The sequence below is a fragment of the Lewinella sp. W8 genome, assembly GCF_004375085.3.
Classification (GTDB): Bacteria; Bacteroidota; Bacteroidia; order Chitinophagales; family Saprospiraceae; genus Neolewinella.
Map to the genome: position 1 here is coordinate 120,596 of NZ_SNAQ03000018.1, position 23,270 is coordinate 143,865.

General features: G+C 54.5%; 17 protein-coding genes. 8 read left to right on the forward strand and 9 right to left on the reverse strand.

Annotation, left to right across the window (positions count from 1 at the left end):
• Positions 1–38 precede the first annotated feature (38 nt).
• Positions 39–1,871 (forward strand): ABC transporter ATP-binding protein, encoded by a 1,833-nt coding sequence (locus tag E1J53_RS18500; RefSeq protein ID WP_134270710.1) that lies wholly within the window; start codon positions 39–41, stop codon positions 1,869–1,871.
• Complete coding sequence (murB, locus tag E1J53_RS18505; RefSeq protein WP_134270711.1) at positions 1,868–2,875, forward strand: UDP-N-acetylmuramate dehydrogenase; 1,008 nt, start codon at positions 1,868–1,870, stop codon at positions 2,873–2,875. Before E1J53_RS18500 ends, murB begins: the two co-directional genes overlap by 4 nt.
• Here murB and E1J53_RS18510 read toward each other — a convergent pair whose 3' ends face one another.
• On the reverse strand, positions 2,876–3,514 hold the full coding sequence (locus tag E1J53_RS18510) for a LysE family transporter (RefSeq protein ID WP_134270712.1): 639 nt from the start codon (positions 3,512–3,514) through the stop codon (positions 2,876–2,878).
• A gap of 194 nt (positions 3,515–3,708) precedes the next feature.
• Here E1J53_RS18510 and E1J53_RS18515 point away from each other — a divergent pair, with 194 nt between their 5' ends.
• The 3 genes from E1J53_RS18515 to E1J53_RS18525 all read left to right on the forward strand — a co-directional run bounded on the left by E1J53_RS18515 (position 3,709) and on the right by E1J53_RS18525 (position 7,210).
• Positions 3,709–5,118 (forward strand): phosphoglucomutase/phosphomannomutase family protein, encoded by a 1,410-nt coding sequence (locus E1J53_RS18515; protein WP_134270713.1) that lies wholly within the window; start codon positions 3,709–3,711, stop codon positions 5,116–5,118.
• 154 nt (positions 5,119–5,272) lie between these two features.
• Complete coding sequence (locus tag E1J53_RS18520; RefSeq protein WP_134270714.1) at positions 5,273–6,745, forward strand: pyridoxal-dependent decarboxylase; 1,473 nt, start codon at positions 5,273–5,275, stop codon at positions 6,743–6,745.
• Positions 6,746–6,859: 114 nt separating this feature from the next.
• Positions 6,860–7,210, forward strand: a complete 351-nt coding sequence (locus tag E1J53_RS18525) for a 2TM domain-containing protein (protein ID WP_134270715.1) — start codon at positions 6,860–6,862, stop codon at positions 7,208–7,210.
• Here the strand turns inward: E1J53_RS18525 and E1J53_RS18530 are convergent, their stop codons facing one another.
• Positions 7,211–8,431 (reverse strand): NlpC/P60 family protein, encoded by a 1,221-nt coding sequence (locus E1J53_RS18530; protein ID WP_134270716.1) that lies wholly within the window; start codon positions 8,429–8,431, stop codon positions 7,211–7,213.
• 192 nt (positions 8,432–8,623) lie between these two features.
• Here E1J53_RS18530 and E1J53_RS24480 point away from each other — a divergent pair, with 192 nt between their 5' ends.
• Entirely contained in the window at positions 8,624–9,238 is a 615-nt protein-coding gene (locus E1J53_RS24480; protein ID WP_154640236.1) for an RNA-binding protein, read from the forward strand.
• A gap of 138 nt (positions 9,239–9,376) precedes the next feature.
• Positions 9,377–12,451 carry an alpha-amylase family glycosyl hydrolase gene (locus tag E1J53_RS18540; RefSeq protein WP_134270718.1) on the forward strand — a complete coding sequence of 1,025 codons (3,075 nt, stop codon included), beginning with the start codon at positions 9,377–9,379 and terminating at the stop codon, positions 12,449–12,451.
• A gap of 231 nt (positions 12,452–12,682) precedes the next feature.
• Here the strand turns inward: E1J53_RS18540 and E1J53_RS18545 are convergent, their stop codons facing one another.
• Genes E1J53_RS18545 through E1J53_RS18560 form a run of 4 tightly spaced genes read right to left on the reverse strand, consistent with a single transcriptional unit; the run spans position 12,683 to position 16,495 of the window.
• Positions 12,683–13,723, reverse strand: coding sequence for a Gfo/Idh/MocA family protein (locus E1J53_RS18545; RefSeq protein WP_154640237.1), 1,041 nt, complete (start codon positions 13,721–13,723; stop codon positions 12,683–12,685).
• A gap of 50 nt (positions 13,724–13,773) precedes the next feature.
• Entirely contained in the window at positions 13,774–14,343 is a 570-nt protein-coding gene (locus tag E1J53_RS18550; RefSeq protein WP_134270720.1) for an acyltransferase, read from the reverse strand.
• A 2-nt stretch (positions 14,344–14,345) separates the two neighbouring features.
• Positions 14,346–15,278, reverse strand: a complete 933-nt coding sequence (locus E1J53_RS18555) for a UbiA family prenyltransferase (RefSeq protein WP_134270721.1) — start codon at positions 15,276–15,278, stop codon at positions 14,346–14,348.
• Between the two features lie 53 nt (positions 15,279–15,331).
• Positions 15,332–16,495 (reverse strand): acyl-CoA dehydrogenase family protein, encoded by a 1,164-nt coding sequence (locus E1J53_RS18560; protein WP_134270722.1) that lies wholly within the window; start codon positions 16,493–16,495, stop codon positions 15,332–15,334.
• Positions 16,496–17,159: 664 nt separating this feature from the next.
• Between E1J53_RS18560 and E1J53_RS18565 the strand changes: the two genes are divergently transcribed.
• A complete protein-coding gene (locus E1J53_RS18565) occupies positions 17,160–18,245 on the forward strand; it encodes a hypothetical protein (RefSeq protein WP_134270723.1) in 1,086 nt (361 codons plus the stop codon).
• A 123-nt stretch (positions 18,246–18,368) separates the two neighbouring features.
• Here the strand turns inward: E1J53_RS18565 and E1J53_RS18570 are convergent, their stop codons facing one another.
• The 3 genes from E1J53_RS18570 to E1J53_RS18580 form a co-directional block, all read right to left on the reverse strand.
• Positions 18,369–19,751 (reverse strand): M28 family peptidase, encoded by a 1,383-nt coding sequence (locus E1J53_RS18570; RefSeq protein WP_134270724.1) that lies wholly within the window; start codon positions 19,749–19,751, stop codon positions 18,369–18,371.
• A 158-nt stretch (positions 19,752–19,909) separates the two neighbouring features.
• Positions 19,910–21,007: a TonB family protein gene (locus tag E1J53_RS18575; protein WP_134270725.1), complete on the reverse strand. Its 1,098-nt coding sequence runs from the start codon at positions 21,005–21,007 to the stop codon at positions 19,910–19,912.
• A 35-nt stretch (positions 21,008–21,042) separates the two neighbouring features.
• A complete protein-coding gene (locus tag E1J53_RS18580) occupies positions 21,043–22,827 on the reverse strand; it encodes an ABC transporter substrate-binding protein (protein WP_134270726.1) in 1,785 nt (594 codons plus the stop codon).
• Positions 22,828–23,270: the final 443 nt, after the last annotated feature.

Below are 23,270 nucleotides of genomic sequence, written 5' to 3' on the forward strand. Positions count from 1 at the left end.
ACATTTTCTTGTCTTAAACGTTTCCTTTGCGTTGCAATATGGCTGAAAAGACTGATCATACCCCCCCGGAGACGGAATCCCGTCCAGTCAAAGAAAAATTCTCACGGTCGCTGAGAATTTTTGATTACGTATGGCACTACCGCTGGAAGTTTGTGCTCAGCTTCGTCATCTTAGGCATCAGCACCCTGGTTTTTTTGGTCATTATGCAGTTGCCGGGCGAAGCCCTCAACATCCTGAACGGTGAAGGCAAATACGGCCTGACCACTTCTGAAGTTTTCCTCTTACTGACCATTTTGCTCATCGCCCAGGCACCCCTCAGTTTTCTGCGGGTGCGGCTTCAGGCGGAAGTCAGTGAAAAGGCGATGGGAACGCTGCGTAAGGATTTGTTTGGCAAAATTTTGCAGCTCAATGTTCCCTTTTTTGAAAGTAATCGGGTCGGGGAGCTGTCCAGTCGGATTACCAACGACATCACCCAGATTCAGGGACTCTTTTCCCTGGTGCTGGCGGAGTTTCTGCGGCAAATCATCATCCTGCTGGGGGCGATCATCTACATCATGTTCACGATGCTCAAGCTGGCCCTGGTCAGCCTGGCCATCTTTCCGGTAGTGGTGATTGCCGCCATGTTTTTTGGTCGCTACGTTCGCCGGATGACCAAGGCCCGCCAGGAACAACTGGCCCAGTCCAACGTCATCGTCGAAGAAAGCCTGCAGAGCATCAGCACCGTCAAGGCCTACACGAACGAACCCTTCGAACGGGACCGCTACGGGAAGAGCATCGACGAGACCGTCCGGATTGCCCTCAAGACCGCCACGGCCCGGGGACTTTTTGCCGCCTTCATCGTTACGGTAATGTTCGGAGCACTGTTCTACATCATTTATCGGGCCGTCCTCCTGGTGCAGAGTGGCGACCTTCCCATCGGTGATCTGTTCAGCTTCGTGATCTTTACCGGGCTCATCGGCGGATCCATTGCCAGCCTGGGTAACTTTTACACGGAAATTCTCTCCGCCCTCGGGGCCTCGGACCGCGTCGTGGACATCCTGACCAGCGAAGAGGAAGAATCCCGGAAGTCTGCACCCGCAGGCTCCCGCCCGGCACCTGCGGCCCCTCGCCCACAACTGACCAGCGCCCGGAGTATCCATTATGACAACGTGCACTTTGTCTACCCCACCCGACCGGACGTACCCGTCCTGAAGGGCATCGACTTCTCGATTCAGGCCGGACAAAAAGTGGCGCTGGTGGGTGCCAGTGGCAGCGGAAAATCCACCATCCTGAAACTCCTCCTACGGTTTTACCCCCTGGAGTCCGGGAAAATCTCCGTGGACGGGAAAGACATCAACGATTACGACCTGTACGACTTCCGCGACGAACTGGCCCTGGTCCCCCAGGAAGTGCTGCTCTTCGGGGGAAGCATTCGGGAAAATATCGCCTACGGGAAGCTCGAGGCCACCGATGCGGAAATTCGCGAAGCCGCCCGGCAGGCGAACGCCCTGGACTTCATCGAAAAATTCCCCGAGGGCTTCGCCACCATCGTCGGCGACCGGGGCATTCAGCTCAGTGGTGGCCAGCGACAGCGCATCGCCATTGCCCGGGCCATCCTCAAAAATCCATCCATCCTCTTACTGGACGAAGCCACCAGTAGCCTCGACGCCGAAAGTGAACGCGTCGTGCAGGACGCCCTGAACCGCCTGATGGAAGGGCGTACGAGCATCATCATCGCCCACCGACTGGCGACCATCCGGGAAGTTGATCGCATCTACGTGATCGAAAACGGCAAAATCATTGAAACGGGCACCCATCAGGAGCTCAGCGCCCGACCAGAAGGTGCCTACTCTGCCCTGGCCCGGCTCCAATTCGAAAGTCTTCCGGAATGATCCAGCATGAGGTCGCGCTAGATCGCTTCAACACTTTTGGTCTACCGGCCATCGCGGAGTCCTACCTGCCCCTGACGCACGTCGATCAGTTACGGGCCCCGGTGTTTAAGACTGCTCCGGATCTGGTGCTTGGCGGAGGAAGTAACCTCCTGTTGCTGGATCGGGTTCCGGGCCTCACGGTTCACGTTCTTTTGGGCAGTATCCTTCAGGCCGACGGGAAGGGTAAATTCCGCGTTGGTGCCGGGGTCGACTGGAATCAATTCGTCCGCCACACCCTGGAAGCGGGCTTTGGCGGGCTGGAAAACCTGGTCCTGATTCCGGGCACGGTGGGTGCCGCGCCGGTTCAGAATATCGGGGCCTACGGGGCGGAAGTCGCCGAATTCATTACCGCCGTGCACGTTTACGAATACGGCCACGGCCCCCGGCAGCTCAGCCCGGAGGACTGTGCCTTTGGCTACCGGGACAGCCGCTTTAAGCGGGAGGAAGGGCGTTTTTTGATCACCGCGGTAGATTTCGACTTGTCGGCATCCCGCCCCCTCAAGCTCGATTACGGGGCCATTCGGCAGGAGCTGGAACGTTTACAGATTTCGTCTCCCGGTCCCGGCGACGTTGCCCTGGCCGTCACCAATATTCGGCGGCGAAAACTACCCGACTGGTTTTTCCTCGGCAACAGTGGAAGTTTTTTCAAGAATCCGGTGGTCCCAAGGGCCGTTCATGAAAATCTCCTGCGGGAATACCCCGACCTGCCCGCCTACCCCATCGACGAGGCGAACGTCAAGCTTCCCGCGGGCTGGCTCATTGATCATGCGGGGTTGCGCGGTCACCGGGAGGGGGCGGTAGGCACGTACTCCGGACAGGCCCTGGTGATGGTAAACCATGGTGGGGCGAACGGAGCGCAGGTGCTGGCGTTCACCGAAAAGGTGCAAAGTATTATCCAGGAAAAGTATGGGGTTCAGCTAGAGCGGGAGGTTCGACTGGTGGGCCAAAGCCAGAAGCGGGGATAATCAGTAGCCGTTGGGCATCATCATTCTCATGCCCTGAAGGCAGGCGAGCAGGACAAAAAGCCCGCCCAGAAAGAAGTTGATGTTGCGGGTAAAGTAGGCCGCATTCCGGCTGATCCAGTCCGACATCCGGGCGTAACTGCCGAAGATGATCAGGCTACCGGAGCCGGCACCGAGGGTGAAGGCGGCCTTGCTCCCGGCCGTTACGGCCAGGTAACCATCGGCGATCAGCCAACCGCCCAGTGCGAAGAAGTAGGGCACCGTGAGGAAGTTCATGGCCGCCAGGATCATTCCGTTGATGAACGGCCCACCCTTATAGGGTTTTTCCACCTCAGCTTTTCTGGCCGCCCGTGCCCGGAAGCCCTGCACGAGGAAGAAAACCGCCAGGCCCAGGAAAATTACAATCGCCCACTGCTTCATGCCCTCAATGATCCCGGGGTTCTGGGAGAGGTATTTGGCAAAGAAAATGGACACTCCGGCCTGCAACATAAAGGTGGCCGCCAAACCACCGGCAAACAGGTAACCCGCTTTGATTCCGGCCTTAAGGCTCGTTGATACCGCGGTCATGTTCAGCATCCCCGGAAACAGTGTTCCTCCGGCAGCGGCGGCAAGTCCGATCAATAGTGCAGTAAAAAATTCCACATAACAAAGGTAAACCGTAATCCAGCATTTATGGCCTTTCCCCTCCCAAAGGGCCCATTTTTCGGATGTTGAAGCCCATTGTATAGACTAAGTTGGTGGAAATGAAGATTAATTTACCCTCGGCTACGCTTTGCGAATTAATTTAGCCTCTCCGCTTCCGTATGGAGGCGCGGAAATTCTCTACCCACAAGAATATGCAACCAGTAAAGATCAAGTTCGGCACCGATGGATGGCGTGCCATTATTGCACAGGAGTACACCGTAGATAACGTAAAGCGCGTTGCCGAAGGCACCGCACAGTGGCTAAAATCCCAGGGAGGCAGTCGGGTCGTCATTGGGTACGACTGCCGGTTCGCCGGTAAGCTGTTCACGGAAACGACGGCAAGAGTACTGGGTAAGCACGGTATTACTTCCCTGGTTGCTCCCGATTTCATCTCTACCCCGATGGTCAGCTTGGGGGTAGTCAAAGCCGGCGCGGACCTGGGCGTGGTCATTACGGCCAGCCACAATCCGCCCAGCTACAATGGCTACAAACTCAAATCGAAACTTGGTGGGCCATCGGTTCCCGCGGACGTCAGTGCCGTGGAAGAACTCATTCCCGATGAGGTCCCCCAGGATTTACCCACTTATGCCTCCCTGGTGGAGCAGGGTCTGGTGGAAGAGCATGACTTTGAGCAAATCTACCTGGATCACGTTTACGCCAATTTCGACGTTGAACTGATTCGCTCCAGTGGCATCGGCATCGCCTACGATGCCATGTACGGCGCCGGACAGAGCGCCATGCAGCGCCTGCTCCCGAATGCCACCCATCTGCACTGCGAGATCAACCCCGGTTTCAACGGTCAGGCTCCGGAGCCAATCGGTCGTAACCTGCAGGAGCTATCGGATACGATTAAGCAGGATGACCGCCTGGCCCTGGGCATTGCTAATGACGGCGATGCGGATCGCATTGGCCTTTTTGACGAAGACGGTGAGTTTGTGGACAGCCACCACATCCTCCTGCTCCTGTTAATGTACCAGTACGAGTATAAAAACATCAAGCAAGGTGAAGTGATCCTTACCTTCTCCGTGACCGATAAACTGAAGAAGCTCGCCAAGATGTACGGCCTACCCTTTGAAGTTACCAAGATTGGCTTCAAGTACATTGCGGAGATTATGGCGGAGCGCGACGTCATCGTCGGTGGAGAGGAATCCGGTGGTCTGGCCGTTTCCGGTCACATTCCCGAAAGGGACGGCATCTGGATTGGACTCATGATTGCCGAATACATGGCCAAAACCGGCAAAAGCCTGAAAGCGCTGATCGCCGACCTTTACGAAAAGGTGGGTTCCTTCCATAATGACCGGGATGATGTCCACGTCGAAAATGATCGAAAATGGGCCATCGTCAAGCAGGCGAAGGAAGATCCGTTTACGGCATTTGGCGCCTACGAGGTATCCGAGGTGGCCCACGTGGACGGGAGCAAATTCTACCTGGGGAGCGAAGACCGGTGGGTAATGGTCCGGCCAAGTGGTACCGAACCCGTCCTCCGCGTCTACGCCCAGGGAGCCGATGCCGCCGAGGTACGGTCGATTCTGGATGCCGCCAGAAAAGAAATGGGGATTTAAGATTCTTGGGTCCCTTGCTTTAGAGCGTTAGTTCCTGGATTTGGGTGCGCAAACGTTCAGCCATCGGCTGAACGATGAGCTCCCGCAGCAGCGAACTAACGCTTCTTTTTTGCTTCTTCCTCGAAGGAAATTCAGCAATCAATAAAGTTCCTCAATGATGGATGATCTCAGTCCAGATCTTCAACGCGCCTATGCTCCCCAAACCTTCCGGGAGATGGGGCACGCGTTGGTCGATCAACTTGCAGACTATCTGGACGGTGTGGATACCACTCCCGCCAACGTAGTTCCGGCCCCGGAGGATTTACTGGAAGAATTCCGTGGATTCCTCTCTGGCGGCACTCCTCCCAAGACGGTATTTCGGCGGGTCATCGACAATTGTGTCCACGTTCACTCCCCCAACTACCTCGGGCATCAGGTAAACCCACCCGTGCCTGCCGCAGCCCTGGCGGACCTGGTCAACGGCATCCTCAATGGCAGTACCGCAATTTTTGAAATGGGGGCACCGGGAGCGGTAATGGAAAGGCTCGTCGTCGAAAAATTTAGCGAGCTACTGGGTTTGCCCGAGTCTGCGGGGGGCTTTCTCACTCACGGCGGGACGCTGGCCAACCTGACCGCACTCCTTGCCGCACGGGCGGCCCGATGGCCGGACGGCGATCCCTGGAAAAATGGCAACAGCAACGTCCGCCCCTGCGTGCTGGTAAACGAACAGGCCCATTACTGCATTGATCGGGCGGTACGCATCATGGGTTGGGGGGATGAAGGCATCATCAGTATTCCCTGTGATGATGCGTTTCGCATTCGAACTGACGAGATAGTCCCCGCCATCCGGACGGCCATTGCCGCGGGCAAAACCCCCATTGCCCTCATCGGTAGCGCGGGCACCACCAGTACCGGCAGCTTCGATGATCTCGCCACCCTGGCGGTCATCGCCAAAGAGTTTAGCCTTTGGTACCACATTGACGGAGCCCACGGAGCCCCGGCGGGGCTGGACCCCAGTAAGGAAAATTTGGTCACGGGGATGAAGGAGGCCGACAGCATCGCCATGGATTTCCATAAAATGCTCATGACCCCTGGCCTGACCACCGCCCTTTTCTTTCGCCAGAACCAGGAGGCTTACCGGACGTTCCACCAACGGGCCGACTATTTACTCTCCTTCGAAACCGGCTCGGAAGACTGGTACAATATGGGGCGACGCACCTTTGAATGTACCAAAAGTATGATCAGCCTTCGGGTATTCATTTTACTCAGTACCTACGGAGAGCGCCTCTTCCGCGATTACGTCATCCGGGTCAATGAACTTGGCCAAAAGTTAGCCGAACTCATCCGGGAAAAGCCTAATCTGGAGTTGGCCACCCCTCCGGACTTAAACATCGTTTGCTTCCGGCACAGGCCTGCGGGAGCTAACACCAGCCAGGAAGCGCTCAATCACCTAAATTCCATGATCCGGGCCAGAATGCTGGCCGAAAGCCAATATTATATTGTACAAACGACCTTACATAATCAGGTGTATCTGCGGTGTACGCTGACGAACCCCATGACCGGTGAGGCAGAACTTGAAGGGATGCTGGAGAAAGTGGTCAGACACGGAAATGAGCTGCAGGAGTTTAAAATGAATCTGCCGTGGTGAGAACATAGGCGAACGATTGCTTTCCGGGGACGTTGTCCTGATAGATCAACCTGAAAAATAATTAGGTGCCCGACGGTCGTTTGGTGATTATTTGAATACACTTATCTTTAGTTCATGAGCCGTAGTAACAAGAAAAAATACGACGAAAAGACCCTTGCCGAAAAGAAAACTGACTTTCGCCGACACCTGCGGACCTACCTGGTCATGTCCGTATTTTTCATAGTGCTCAATCTGTTTTCCAGCCCAGGCAGCTTTTGGGCCATCTGGCCAATCCTCGGTTGGGGCATTGGCGTTGCCATGCAGGGCCTGAGCCTTTATGGTCCGCTGAAGGACCCGGAGGACGTCCATCCTACTGAGTCTGACCGGGGGCTCCCGCTTAAGGATTTGGACGACTACGAGAAGCGAGAAAAACTTGAACTTCCCGAGTTAAATCCCCGGCCCTACCGCGACGAAGACCTGGTCTGATCATTCTGAAATGAGCGCCTTAAAGGCCTCTTCGATTGACTGCACCCCCGACGTTCCGGGTGACAGTCGTTTTGCCCGCATCAACGATTCCAGACGGTGAGCAGCAAACAGTTCGTCCTCCGGCAGGAGGGAATTGATCGTGATCCTTCCGTTGTCAGCCCCGGAGTGCACGAAGCGGCCCGCTCCCAGATAGCAGCCAACGTGGGAAATCCGCTCACTACCGTCCGCCCGATAATTACCAAAAAACAGGAGGTCTCCCGCCCGGAGGGATGAAAAATTGTTGTCTAACGACACTGGTGTTCCGGCGTGGACTTGCTGACTGGCGTCGCGCGGGATTACGTACCCGTTCATGAAGTAAGTCATTTTGGTAAACCCACTACAGTCCATTCCTTTACTGCTGGTCCCTCCCCAAAGGTAGGGGCGTCCGGCCAGGCTACTGGCCGTTGTGAGCAACTGCTCTATGCTCAGGTCATCGGGATTTGCCCACGTTTCGTAGGGTTTGAGGATTCCACGTTCAACCCATCCCGTTTTTCCGTCGGGAAGTTTCACCCCGATCCATCCGGATTGCGCCATCCCCGTAGTCTGGACAAGATTACCCGCCACCAAATCAGTGACGATGTTACCACTCCCTGGAGCGGAATACACAAAGGTGGCTGGGGTGATGGAATAATAAAGGTCATCTCCATACCAGGCCATAAGTTGGGTGCTGTCCAACCGGGTCAACGCCCCCTCCTCCAACCAGGCCAGATAGCGGTCTGGAGTTCTGACCAGGTACCAACCATCCCGGAAATCCAGTAACTGCAGGGGGGATCCAAGCAGGGCCTGGGTAGCCAGCTCCTGAGAATGCCCGGGTTTTGACCGAAGATTCGCTACCGAGACCCTAACCAATCCAAAACGGAGTTCCCCGACTGCAGAATCCGGCAGGGTCCGAACGTGAACCACCGGAACCTCACCGCCAACATTGTTCTCCCATTCACGCTTCATTCTTGCTACTGCACCGGGTAGCGTGGTATATCCATTAATGGTGTCCGGAACGCCCGCTTCTCCCGAAATCCAGGAAACCTCAAAGCGGTCCGTTCGGCGGTCCGAAACCAAATCGGCGCGTAATTCTGCCAGGAATGCGGGCTCCGTAGGGGACGATTTAGGGGCTTCATTCTCATTACATCCGGCAAATAGAAGCAGAAAAAAGGGCAGAAAACCCAAGAAAACGTTATGTTGCATGGTATTTGCAGCTATTTTTGTCTGCGACCAGCAAACAACTGGGCGCTAAATTGTTACAATAATGCTTGTTTTGAGCGGTTTTGGAGTAGGCTTCTGCATTTTATAGACTTTTATTTTCTCTATACCCGGCTTTGCCTGTATCAATCCCCTCGCCTTACAACTTCATCCTTTTTTTCATCTTCCTTTTTCGTTATGAATTTATTTGTGGCCCGGCTTAGCTGGGATACTGACGAACACACACTCCAAGAGACTTTCGAAAAGTTCGGAGAAGTAGAATCAGTTAAAATCATCCTCGACCGTGAAACCGGTCGTTCTCGTGGCTTTGGTTTTGTGGAAATGCCAAACGAGGAAGAGGCCAAAGCAGCAATTGCTGGCCTCGATCAATCAGAATTAGATGGCCGAAACATCGTCGTTAAAGAAAACGACCGCCAGGGTGGCGGTGGTGGCGGCGGCGGCTTCCGCGGAGGCGGTGGCGGCGGTTACGGCGGACGCGGTGGCGGTGGCTACGATCGCGGTGGACGCGGTGGCGGCGGCTATGACCGTGGTGGCAGTGGCGGTGGCTACGATCGCGGCAGTCGTTATGACCGTGGCGGCGGCGGCAGCTACGATCGCGGCGGACGCGGTGGCGGATTCGACCAAGACTCCGACGATACCAGCAGCCGTTACGATCGCGGTCGTTACGATCGTGGTTCCAGCCAGGACAATGACGATTTCGAAGGACGCCGTCGGGGCTACGATTACGGTCCCGCTCGCCGCCCCAGGATCACCCGTAGCGACGATGCTCGCTACGATGACCGCGATGCATAATTCCTTGCATTTAGGTTAAAACCTGACAAAAACTTAAGCACTTCTGGGTATACGCCCGGAAGTGCTTTTCTTTTTCGTACTTTCAGAGTATGAAAACTGGCATGCCATGCCACCTAAACTATCCATTTTAAATTGAGTATGAGTCGATTACTACTTTTTCTGAGCATCCTGCCCTTTACCTCACACCTTTCCGCCCAGTTAATTACCACCAGCCCAGCGGCTCCGGTAACCAACCAGGCCGTCACCATCACCTTTGACGCAACCGAAGGAACCGGAGGACTGGCAAACTGCAACTGCGACGTTTATCTCCATACGGGGGTCATTACGGAAAACAGCACCAGTCCGAGCGACTGGCAATACGTACAAACCGACTGGGGAGTCGCCAACGCCGACTGGCGGATGACGCCCGTTGACGGTGAACCCAACAAGTACACCTACACCTTTGGTCCAAGCATCCGCGAATACTACGGAGTGCCCGCAGCCGAGGTTATTGAACAGATTTCCCTGGTATTCCGGAACGGAGATGGTTCCCTGGAGGGTAAAGCTGCCGGAGGAGCCGATATCTTCGTTGACGTCAGTGAAGCAGGGAGTGAGCTCGCCATCACCCTGGCGGGAGACCCCGGTCAGTCTACCTGGCCGCTCGGTCGTCCTTTACCGCTGGTGCTGGGTGCCACGGAATCCGCTACGCTGGAAATTTTTGACAACGATGCCCTGGTAGCGTCAACCACCGGAACTGAACTTGCCCAGGACCTCGTGTTCACTGACCCGGGGCCGCACGAAATCCGTGCGGTGGCGACCCTCGGACAGCAGGTAGTCTCCGAAACGTTCACCATTGATGCGGAACTGGTGCTGGACATTACGTCCCCGGATGCCAACATCATCTTTGCCGAGGCAAATGACCAGATCAGCGTGGAGGCTACTACCTACATCGAATCCATGATCAGCCTTAACGGCGCGGATCCCGTTATGGCCTCCAGCATTAGTGAGATGATCACCGCCGATGCGATGTCCGGCGCGAGCACCATTGAAATTGTGGCCACCTACCAGACCGAAACTGCCCGGGGGCAGTTCACCATCGTCGTTGGAGACCCGGCCGTAGAGAATCCTCCCGCGGGATTGCTGCCGGGAGCAACCAAAAGCGAGGACGGTAGTGTCACCCTTCAACTTCGGGCGCCCGGGAAAGAGGACGTTTTCGTCGTCGGCAACTTCAATGACTGGACGCCCAACGCGGATAGTCGCATGAAAAAATCAGTAGATGGGAACACCTTCTGGCTTACCATTGCTGACCTTCCGGAGGGTGATGATCTGATTTATCAGTACCTCGTAGACGGCAGCATTCTCCAGGCCGACCCCTACAGCACCCTGGTCCTGGACCCCAATAATGACCCCTTCATCGGAGAGGAAACCTTTGCGGGTATTCCGGACTACCCTACCGGTCAGACGGAAGGATTGGTGACCTGGTTCCGTATCGACCCTCCGGCCTATGACTGGCAGGTTGATGATTACGACCGGCCGGACCCCAAGCGGATGGTCGTTTACGAATTGCTCGTGCGTGACTTCCTCGCCGACCACAGCTTCAAAACCCTGACGGATACCCTGGACTATCTTGAAAAACTCGGAGTAAACGCCATCGAATTGATGCCCGTCAATGAATTTGAGGGCAACATAAGCTGGGGCTACAACCCCAGTTTCCACATGGCCCTCGATAAGTATTACGGAAGCCCCGAAGACTTCAAAGCCTTCGTAGATGCCTGCCACGCACGGGGAATGGCCGTCATCATTGATGTGGTCTACAACCACGCTTTCGGTCAGAGTCCGCTGGCTCGCCTGTGGTGGGATGAGGCAACTTTCCGCCCCACCGCCGACAACCCCTACCTGAACGTCACCGCCAGGCACCCATTTAACGTCGGGTATGACTTCAACCACGAAAGTGACCTCACCAAGGAATACGTAAAGGTTTCCACCCAGTACTGGTTGGAAGAATTCCGTATTGATGGTTTCCGCTGGGACCTCAGTAAGGGCTTCACCCAGAACTTTTCCGGTGACGTAGGCGCCTGGAACCAGTACGACGCCAGCCGGATTGCCATTCTGAAAGACTACGCCGATCACGTTTGGTCCGTCGATGATGATGCCTACATGATCATGGAGCATCTCGGCGTTAGCCAGGAAGAGGACGAGTTAGCGCAGTACGGCAACAGTATGTACTTCTGGTCCGGCTTCAACCCCCACAACGAGTATCTCGAAGGGTCCATGGGCTACCCCAGCAACTTCCGGGAAGTAATTTCAGAGAACCGCGGGTTCTCGGACCTCAACTTAGTGGCCTACATGGAAAGCCACGACGAAGAACGGATGCAGTTCAAAAACGAGCAGTTTGGTAACATGAGTCCTAACTTCAGCTATAACGTCACCAATGAAGAAACCGGACTGGACCGGATCGAACTGGCCAGTGCCTTCTTTTATACCGTACCGGGGCCAAAGATGCTGTGGCAGTTTGGGGAACTCGGATACGACTTCAGCATCAATCAGTGTCCGGGTGGAGGCATCAACAATGGTTGTCGGACGGACCCCAAGCCAATCCGGTGGGATTACCGCTTTGACGGCGACCGGCAGGATGTTTACCACACTATTTCGGACATTCTCTACCTGCGCAACAACTTTGAGTTCTTCCACGGGGAAGTAACCAAACAACGCCTCGCGACGGTAGACAAGATTTTGCACCTCAACAGCAGTGACGGGGAAGTAGCCATCGTGGGTAACTTCGGCGTAGTGGAGCAGCGTACCGGTGGAGTGTGGCCCAGTGCCGGTGAATGGTATGACTACTTCAGTGGAGAAACCATTATGGTCAGCGACCCTAACGTGGCAGTAGACCTCGCCCCCGGTGAATTTCACATCTACCTTCCCCGGCCCATCGCCCGGGGTGGCGGACGCCTGGTGTCCACCAACGACCGCAACGTAGCACAACTGAAGTTTAGCGTAAGCCCCAACCCCACCCGGGGGCAGGTGCTCACCAGCTTCTCCCTGGATCAGTCTGCGGAGGTGATCATTGACCTGCTGGACGTTTCCGGCCGTCAGCACCAGCAACTTTTCCGAGGCAGACTCACTGCGGGAGACCAGCAAATGAACTTCCAGCTGAATCAGCTTCCGGCGGGCCTCTACTTCCTGCGGGTTACGGAAGGCCGAAAAACCGCCGTTCGCCGTCTGGTGGTTAACTAACCCAGGAGCAATCCAACCAGCAACATCTCATCCGGTGGAGCCCCTGGCTTCACCGGATTTTTTTTGCCCAGACTAAGGGTAGAGCTATTTAAGTCTGCTCTCAGGATTCAACCGAATTGCATGGCCCTTGGAGAGCCCTGCCTTGCACCTGCACCGGCTGAGCCGAGTATTCCGCTTCGCTTCACGCTTGCGCCTCACCACATTTCAGGAAGTTCCCTGCATCACCTAAAATTACAGCTGCCCGGCCCGGTAGATGTCCTCAATCAGGCGCACTACGGCCACGCCCTCTTGGGCAGTCGTCGCTACCCTACCCGCTCCGGTCAGGACATTAACCACGTTATCGATGACGAAATGATGGTTGGCCGCTGAGCCCGTGTAGGGGCCATAGTTATTGGCGGGCTGGCTTCGGGGGAGATCAGGAAGGGGCACTTCCTCCACCTCACAGTACCGCACTTCGTTCATGTACTGCCCCCCTAACTTGATGGTTCCCCTGCGGCCGATCACGGTCAGGGTAGATTCAAAATTACGGTTCCAGATGGCCGTACTGAAATTGAGACTGCCCAGGGTTTCCGGTCGGCCCCGCAGCTGAAAAAGAACCGTTCCCGAATCGGCAAAGGTGTGCAGGTCTTCGTGGTTCTGATTAACGAATCGTGCGTTCAGCACGGTGACTTCCCCGAAACACCAGAGCAAAAGGTCAATAAAGTGGGCAAATTGGGTAAATAAGACTCCCCCATCCAGTTGGGGATGCCCGTGCCATGGGTGGGGGCGCCCATCGGGTGGAAGCGTATAGTAGCGGTGGTCCCGATTCCAGAAGCAATTAATGTGTACCTGAAGTATTTCACCGAGTGACTCTGACTCCAGCTGCTCCTTCAGCCAGGCCGAGGCCGGGCTGTACCGATTTTGCATCACCCCGAATACTTTCCTTTTGCTTTCTTCGGCCGCCCGGATGATGCTTAGCCCGTCTGCTTCCGTTAGGGCGAGGGGCTTTTCAATCACCACGTGAGCACCGGCCCGTAACAGACGAACCGCCTGGGGGGCGTGCAGCCCGTTAGGCGTGCAGATGCAGGCCACGTCAAATTCCGGTCCGTGGTCAAGCAACTCCTCCAGCGATGAGAAATGCGCTACCTCCTCCGGGATACCCAAGGGCCACTGGTCCTTGCGGGGACTTACCGGGTCACAATAAGCCAGCAGGGAGGCTCCGGGATGAGCGGCAATCAGTGCGGCATGACGACGTCCGATGTGCCCCAATCCGATTACGACAAATTTTATCATCGAGGAAAATATGTTTGGCGGAAACCCATCCGGTAACGCCCGTTCAATAATTATTTGGCGAAGACCTTACCGTCAATGAGTCGGTATTCCTGGCCGGACTCCGGACATACCGCCCGGCCCTGAGCATCAAAGTCCAGCCGGCCTCCTGCCGCACTCATCCAGCCAATCTGTCGGCCCGGATTACCCACCACCAGCGCGTGAGGGAGCAGGTCGTGGGTAACCACCGCTCCGGCCCCTACGAAAGCATACGCGCCCAGGCGGACGCCACATACGATGACGGCATTCGCCCCAACGGTTACCCCCCGTTCAAGGTGGGTGGTCAGGTATTCACCGCGACGGTTAACGGCGGCCCGGGGGTTCTTGACGTTGGTAAATACTGCCGAAGGGCCGAGAAAAACCTCCTCCTCACAAATCACGCCACTGTACAGGCTAACGTTATTCTGCACCTTGCATCCTTTTCCCAGTTTGACACCCGAAGCGACGAAAACGTTTTGCCCGAGCTTACAATTCTCCCCGATTTCACAGTCGGGCATCAGGTGGCAAAAATGCCATATCTGGGAACCAGTACCAACGACGGCTCCGTCGTCAATTACGGCAGTGGGATGAACGAAATAATCCATTTCTAGAAGAAGATTAGTAAGCCCAGCCCTCCCAAAAGAAATAACTTCAGATGTGTGCTGAGTCGATGGTAATCCACCTTAGCCTTCGCCCGGGCAATTTGTACGATGATCCAGACCAGGGTCAACAGCAGGAGGCCAATACAAACCATCATGGGAGGGTGCATAAAGGCCGGCCAGCCGAGAAAAACCGGACTCAGGATAGCGATCAGCACCATTACGCCCAGGACGACGGCCAGTCGTCTGCTGGCACTAACGCCCAATAGGACGGGCAGGGTTCTTCGTCCGATTTCCCGATCGCCCCGGATGTCCTCCAGATCCTTTACCAATTCCCGGAGCAGGGTCGCCACAAAGGCGAATACCATAAACAAAACCGAAATTCTCAGGGTGTTGGCCCCTAATTCCGGGTTCTTCAACAGGAGTTCGTTCAGGGCATTCCGCTCCGCCAAAATCAGGATACCCGGTACGGCGGCACAGTAGGTTGCCACGATGAAGTTGCCCAGGAAGGGAATGCGTTTCAGGACGCTGCTGTAGAGGGTGAGGACAATAAAGGCTACCGGAAAAATCCAGAGTAACGCGCGCTGGTCAAGCCGAAAGGCCAGCAGCAGGCTCACCAGAAAACCGCCCAGCAGGCTAACCGCATAGAACCACATGACCATAGACGCTCCCAGGCGACTTACCGGATTGGTCCCCGGTCGGTTGATCTCATCCACCCGAACGTCCCGGAGGTCATTGATCAAATACCCAGAAGCGGTAATCATCAGGGTCACGATGCACAGTTCGGTAAATTTCCAGTAGCTCAGGGCGTTGGCCACGTTTTCTGCCGCAAGTGCCGGTAGGATAATCCGGTAGTACACCAACACCTGGGTCAGGGCCACCACCAGGAGGTTGGGGAGACGGACCACCCGAAAAAAGTCGATGATGGGGGAGTTTACCATGGGCGGACAAGATACGGCGCTTGCCTATTCCTGCCCGGTAAGGTAGGCGGCAATTAGTCGCGCAACAGTTGGCGGCTAATGACGAGCTTCTGAATCTCCGAAGTTCCCTCACCGATGGTGAGCAGCTTGCAGTCCCGGTAATACTTTTCTACCGGATAGTCTTTCGTAAAGCCATAACCTCCAAAAATTTGCACGGCTTCATTCGCCACGCGAACGGCAACTTCACTGGCATAGAGTTTGGCCATGGCGGACTGCTCAGTGACCGGCAACTTCGCGTCCTTGAGCCGTCCGGCTTCCCGGGTCATCAACTCCGCTGCGCGGATTTCCGTGGCCATCTGGGCCAGCTTGAAGGAGATGGCCTGGAATCGACTGATGGCCTTTCCAAACTGCTCCCGTTCCTTGCTGTAGTCGAGCGCCGCCCGGAAAGCTCCGTTCGCGATGCCGAGGCTCAGTGCCGCAATGCTGATGCGGCCACCATCCAGGATTTTCATACTCTGGATGAAGCCTTCGCCTACTTCTCCCAGGACCCGATCGGCCGGCAAGTGGCAGTTTTCAAAGATCAGTTCGGCCGTTTCACTGGCCCGCATACCGAGTTTGCGTTCCTTATTTCCGCCGCGGAAGCCTTCATCACTACGTTCGACGATGAAGGCAGTCATCCCGTGGCTATCCAGTAACTCCCCGGTCCGGGCAATGACAACGGCAACTTCTCCACTGATCCCGTGAGTAATAAAGTTCTTGGCGCCGTTCAGGATATAACTCCCGTCTGGCTGCTTTTCGGCAACCGTGCGCATCCGTCCGGCGTCACTTCCCGTGTTGGGCTCCGTAAGCCCCCAGGCCCCCAGGTGCTCGCCACTGGCCAGCTTCGGCAGATACTTTTTCTTCTGATCCTCGGAACCAAACATCAGAATGTGGTTGGTGCAAAGAGAGTTGTGAGCCGCCAGGCTGAGTCCAATCGAACCACACACCCGGGCGATCTCATCAATAATGGTAATGTATTCCGCGTATCCAAGTCCGGTTCCACCGTAAGCCTGCGGCACCAATACTCCCATAAAGCCGTACGCTCCCATTTCGTGGAATAGATCCTTCGGGAAGTATTCCTTCTCGTCCCACTCCATAACGTTCGGACGAATTCGGCTTTCGGCAAAATCCCGGGCGCTTTGCCGGATCATGGCGAGTTGTTCTTCGTTGGGGTTTATGGTGGGAGCTGTGGTGACCATGGAATTGATTTAATTTGGTTAAGGCTGGGAAATGGAAAAGAAGAAAACTTCCAAAAACAGACGTGACGTTAAGATAGTCTTTGGTGAAGACAATGCCGGAAAGTTTGCACTCCCGGTTTCGCACCATTGAGCTGACCAGCGTCGCCACGTAGTATAAGTCTAAAAAATTGGATTAGGTTTAACCGGCCGGGCTAAGTTATACATTTTGTTGTCACGCTAACAATATTCAATAATTCTTTCTCTACCCTACATCCTCCCTTCTGAGGGGAGCGCTGATCGGATACCGCATTTTCGTTTACCCATCTAGCAGCATGAGTCACGGAGTGCAGGTGCCAAACGTACCCCAAAGGAGCCCCGTTTATACCCCCCAATGTTAAATTTTAGTAAATAATTTCTGCGGCCTTCCGAAGGCCTAAAAACCGGGTGATTTGGTCATATTGCCCCGACGAAATAGCATGGAGACCCAAAAGTCAATTATGCAGCATTAAATAATGTAAAAAATAAATCGACAAAATTAAGTACTTCGACAATCTCATAATTTCCGATAAATCCAAAATTAATTCTAAATCTTCCGGCAACTAATGTCTCAACATTGTTTGTTTTTCCACGTTATAAGGGTAGATATTTGCCCCAGATTTAGCACCTGACCAAAACCCCAAATCCCATGCGAAAATACTTCATCATTCTGCTGGTTTCAATTTGGCTGGGAATGCCCTCTACGGGCCACGCCCAATCCATCTTTGATCAACTGTACCTCGAGCAATCTATGGAGCCCATGGACCTTGTTCTGGAGGTGAACATGGACAGCATTCTCACCAAGCGGGTCCAGCCCCAACGGGGTGCCGTACGCTTTGTGGACGTCGATGGCCGCCAGCATCACTGGGACGTCAAAGTAGAAATCCGGGGCAAGTTCCGCCGGAACCGCTGCGACTACCCTCCCCTGAAACTGGATTTCGACAAGAAAGACCTTAAGGCCAGGGGCCTGCTTACCTACGATAAGTACAAACTCGTTTCCCCCTGTAATGATGCACCGGGTGCCGATGCCCTTATCCTCAAGGAATACCTGGCTTACAAAGCCTACGGTATGGTGACGCCGTTTAGCTTCCGGGTACAGCTACTGAACATTACCTACAAAGACATCAGTAAGACTCATCCGGACCGCACGGTCATCTCGTTCCTGATTGAGGAAACGGATGAAATGGCTGCCCGAATCGGTGGCAAGGAATTAGATAATGCCCTTGGCCTCCCCGCTGATCGCTTCCACAAGGAAGCCGAAGCCACTCACGCCCTGTTTCAATACATGATCAGCAACGGCGACTGGAGCCTTCCCCTGGCGCGCAACGTCAAGATCGTTGAGCGCCCTGATGGTCTGCTCATCCCCGTGGGCTACGACTTTGATTTCAGTGGCTGGGTTGGTGCCCCCTACGCCAGTCCAACTTCCGAAATTGGTCAACAGAGCATTTACCAGCGAGTCTACCAGGGGTACTTTCAGGAAGACGAGCTGATGCGAACGGTAGCTGACGTTTTCGCGGCACAGCGGAAAGGCATTGTTTCTCTCGTGAATAAAGCTGACGGTTTATCGGAGCTGGAACGAGAAGTGCTGTGGCGTTTCACCACGCGATTCTTCCGGAGTCTGCAAAACATGAATAAGGAAGAAGGAATTCAACTGTACAATCAACTTCGTGGCGTTACGGCCGACATCATCCCCCCGGGAGCCACCGAAGATGCGTACCGACAGGTAGGCAAGTAAGAATAAGATTAAGGTGAGTTAGTGTACCCGTCATCGAGCTTTCGATGACGGGTACTTTTTTTAGTCTGACTTTGCGACAGTCCAGGAACGATCCTGTTTAAGAATCACTCCCCGTTGCTAATCTTATTTGGTGCCTCGTGGAATGAGGGTGGAAGGAAACACAACGTAGCTCTCGTTTCCGTCCAGGCCGACCGAGGAGACACCAAAGAAATAATTATCGACTACGATATTCTTCAGGGTATGCCGGAGTTGATCAGCGGGTACAAATCGCTTATTGGTCCACTGTGGTTCCGTGGTCAATCTCCAGTGAATGTAGTAGCCCGCAATGGGAGTACTGGTTACGGGTGCTTCCCACTTCAACTCCGTACTGGGGCGAACTGCCCCCCCAATCATCACAAGTGGAGGCGGTGGTGGTGCCGCTGCTAACCCGGCCAGCGTAATGGCGTTTACCCCCGTAAGCTTGGCGGCATAAGGGAAATTGACGTGCTTCAAGCGATCACCGTATTCGATACCGTCTTCAACCCGGAGATCCTGGTGCTGCTGGGTATAGTTTTCGTGGGTCTCCATAATTCGAATACCCGGAAAATTATTGTCATTAAAGGGGCGATGATGACCGCCCCGGCCAAAGCGATCTAGTCGGTACACCATCATGGGGTTCAGGTTTGTAGTGTATTGCTCCGTGAGCCGGTGGACGTACCGTGCCAGTTGTCGGCTGGGACCATCGACCTCACCACCGAAGAAGCGTCGGTAAATATTCTTGCGCTCATCGTTTGCGTCATCCGGATAGTAGGGCTCACTGAAAATTCGGAAAGATTGGTTATCGGTCACGCCATCCACGCCCGTAATGTTACCGATCATATCATTATTCAGAACACCCAGGAGTTCCCACTCTTTCTCTTTTGCGTGAGCAGCCAGTCCTCGGCCGCCAAACAGTCCCTGCTCCTCTCCACTAAGCCCAACGTAAGCAATGGATCCGGGAAATTTGTACTTGGTGAGTACGCGAGCGGCTTCCAGTACTCCCGCCATGCCACTGGCGTTATCGTTGGCTCCCGGGCTATCGTCGGTTCCGTTAACGGGGTCCGAAACTCTCGAATCAATGTCCCCACTCATCATAATGATACGGTTAGGGTCAGCAGTGCCTCGCTGGATGGCCACGACGTTGACGATCCAGGTCGCTACGGGGATTCGGCGACTTTCTCCCTCGGGGATCAGGGTTCGTTGGTAAAAGACTTCGAGACAGCCGCCACAGGCTTCGCTGATGCGATTAAACTCATCAAAAATCCATCGACGAGCCGCACCAATTCCCCGGGTCGTACTGACCGTGTCGCTCAGGGTATGTCGGGTACCGAACTCCACCAGGGTCCGGATATCATTTTCCAGTCGGTCAGCGCTGGGGGCGTTCGCAATATCGTATAATCTTGCGTCCGCCGCGGGTGGGGTATTCACTTGCGCGGATAAGGCCGCGGCCGCAAATGCGGTAATTAGAAATAGTATGATCTTCTGCATACGGGCAAAATAGCATTTATGGCGGAAGTGTTTAAATCCGCAGCTACGCTTTTACCCGGGCACCGGCCTTAGTGAAACCATTGGTCCGCCCTCTTCCCTTAGACGGAAAGCAGGGAAACAATATTACTTTATCCCAATCACAAAAGGAGGGGTTTTCCTTACTCCGTTTCCCGGCAGATGAGTGGAAGGATACCGTCGTACCAGTTGATGAGGGCAATTTCCTTGGCCAGGGAAAGGTCTTCGCAGGCTCCCATCAACCGATTATTATCCAGCCGGGCCTGTCCACGCAAAATGCGGAAGCGGCCATCCATCGGGAATAAGGCTACGGCTTCATCCATTTTCAGCAGGCCAGCATCCAGGGTGGTAGAATCCTGCGTCAGCAGCTGACCTTCGGCGATCATCTGAACGGCTTTGGTGTAGTTGTCCAGAGTTTCCCGGCAGGCTGCGGACTCCGGGGCGAACGTAAAGCTGATATCGTAGGCAGCGGTTACCGGTCTGCCGTTGTATTCCGCCGGGCTCCACTGGCCAAACGACTGTGTCGCCGCCTTGGTGGCCGCAAAAATGAAATCCGTGCCGAGATCATTATAATCAATGATGTCCTGCACTGATACGGTATTATCGGGTCGCACCAGAATCTGAACATCCATTTGCCCGGTACTGCAACTGTCCTCACCGACGGCTGGATAGTCTACATTTTCGTTGAAGTACGCCGTAAGGTTTCCATCATTGCCGGTAAAGGTTAGTGGCTTGCTAAACTCGACGTATACCGTATCCCGAAGCGTCAGCACGTAGGGCTTTGGTTCCTCCAACCGGAACCGAATCGGGAGGTTGAATCGATAGCGTACGGGCTTACCATCCTTAAAGGCTGGGCGCCAGCGTACCTCTCGCGCCATCCCAACCACGCTGCGCAGGGCAGCTATCCCCAGGTCTCCTCCCGGGTCCCTGACGATCTCCGGACGGTTAATCAACCCGTTCTTTTCAACGATAAAGCTAATTACGACCATTCCACTAATCCCCTGTTCTCGGGCCGCCGCGGGATAAAGCGCGCGGGAATTCACGTAGTCCAACAAGCCAATCTGCGCACATTCCGCCTTAACGGCGGCGGTAGTATCCAGCGTTTCACAAGGGGTGGGAAAGCGGGGGGCTTCATCCGCAAAATCGTAAATCGTCGTGTCTACGGCTGCGGGGGTGGCCGCTTCTTCCTGGGCTAACGCCATGAGGGGTAGCAGACAAAAAAACAACAATAAATTCTTCATAGGGAAAATGCTATCTGAACTTCCTCAAACGCCCATTATTTTTTGTTCCAGTCGGCTTGCTTGAGGTCATTAAAGTAAACGTTGGGAGAGATCGAATTGGGCTCAAACTCAAATCTGCGTGAGACTACTACCCGGTCAACCGGAGAGACCAGAAAAATCATGGGTTGATTTTCGTAGACTATTTCCTGAAAACGACGGTAGAGGGGATCCCGCTGCTCGGGATCGATGGTAATCGCAATTTTCTTGATCAGTTGATCCGCTTCTGCGCTGGAAAAGCCCCCGCGATTTGTGCCGTTGGGAGGAACGGAGGTTGATGCCCAGACTTGCGTGAACTCATCGGGGCTGGGATCAAAACCCTGTCCCAAAATGGCCATCGCAAAGTTTCCTTTGTTCAACTCGCCGTAAAGAGCGCGAAAATCCTGAACCACCACTTCAATGTCTACTCCTACCTCAGCGGCCCATTCGGACACTAGGGTACCGATGGCCTCACTCGTTGCGGAGGGAAACACCAGAAACTGAAAGCTCAGAGGCTGTCGCTCTCCATCAATTTCCATATCTAGGATTCCGTCACCGTCGGCGTCTTCCCACCCGGCTTCAGACAGCAATGTTGCCGCCCGTTCCGGATTATATGGAATCGGCTCCAGTGCATCATTGTAGTAGGATTTACCGGGCAGTACGGGTCCCACGACCCTTCTGGCCAGCCCCCCATCAAACAATTGCTCAATCATGGCGTCAACGTCCACCAGGTGGGCCAGTGCTCTTCGTGTTTTCACTTCCTTAAGCAGGGGGTTGTTTTGGTTCATCAATAAACCAAAGTACTTGAAGCTGTTGACCGTAGAGAAGTCGTACCGTTCCTGCAAGTATTCCTCCGTTCGGAACTCCTTAAACTGATCAATCCCCATGTCCACCACCACATCAACCAGTTCATCCCGCAGTGCATTACCGATGGTGCTCGCGTCACTGATGATCGAAAAAACCAGGGCATCGGGTTCCGCCGCTAGCCAGCTTTCATCCCGGTCGTTTGCCCAGTAGTTATCCCGGCGCTCCAGCCGTAAGCTCACGCCCTCTTCCCAACTCACCAGTTGATAGGGGCCACTACCCACAATTTTATCCGGGCTGTGACCGATCTCGGGGTCATTAAATTGCTCGGAAAAGGTTTTCAATGCTTCGCTGTTTTCCGCCAGAGCGGCCACCCGGTTCTCGTTCGTAAAATCCGTTAGGGCAATCGAACGAAGCAGCTGGTCCGGATCGTAAGCATACTCCGGATAGATCACCAAACTTCCAATTGCTTGTTCGGCCAACATGTAGGGCCGTTTGGTCATGATCTTAAATCGCTTCTCGTTATTAGGACTGGTTACTACGGAGGATACCATTGCGTAGTAGGGACGATACGCTCCAGAGGCGACCAGTGGATTCAGGACAATCTTCAAGCTGAAGATGACATCCTGAGCCGTAACCGGAAGTCCGTTGGGCCAGGTTGCATCCGCGTCAATTTCGTAGGCGTAGGACACCTGACCATTTTCTTCCTTACCAATGTCCGCCAAAGAGGCCAATAATGGCACCTGCTCATACGTCTCCGGATCCTGATCGTTGATGGTCTGGAAGATATTCTCGTGGACGTATCGCGCAACGGATTGCGTAGACAGTACCGGATTCAGCCCGGGAGGTTCTGCCCTGATGGCAATCCTTGCCGTATTATCCGTTTGTTTGAATTCGACCCGAGGGGTATCGGCCATCTGTTCGCCATTGCCCTTTGGGTCGGCTTCACAGGCAAGCATTCCGCTGATGATCAGCAGTAAGGCAAGGTATCGGAAATTCATAGACTATGACTTGGTATGTTCAAAACTCTCTTTGGTGAAGGTACGGAAGGATTTAGGATTACGGTCGCTAACTCCGCTAAATACCTGGGCAATCTAGGGGAGGAAACACTAATTATCGGTCATTCTTCGGGTAGCCTTCAACCAATTCAGGTGATGATTCCTTCATCCGCGAAAAGAAGCAACATTTCTAAAACCGGGTGAATGAAAATTTCACTGTTCCCCTGCTCTTCCGCAAGGCTATCGAAGGTTAACCAATAAAGAACAGCCCCACCGGATTACTCCGATGGGGCCGTTCATCTATCCGTTCAGGATAGTAATGATCAGTTTATGCTTAGCGCACAACTACCATCTTCTTCGTAGCGGTGAAGTCACCGGCAGTTACCGTGTAGCTCAGTACACCGGTAGCTCCGCCGAGCTCGCTTACGTTCAGCTCGATTACGTTG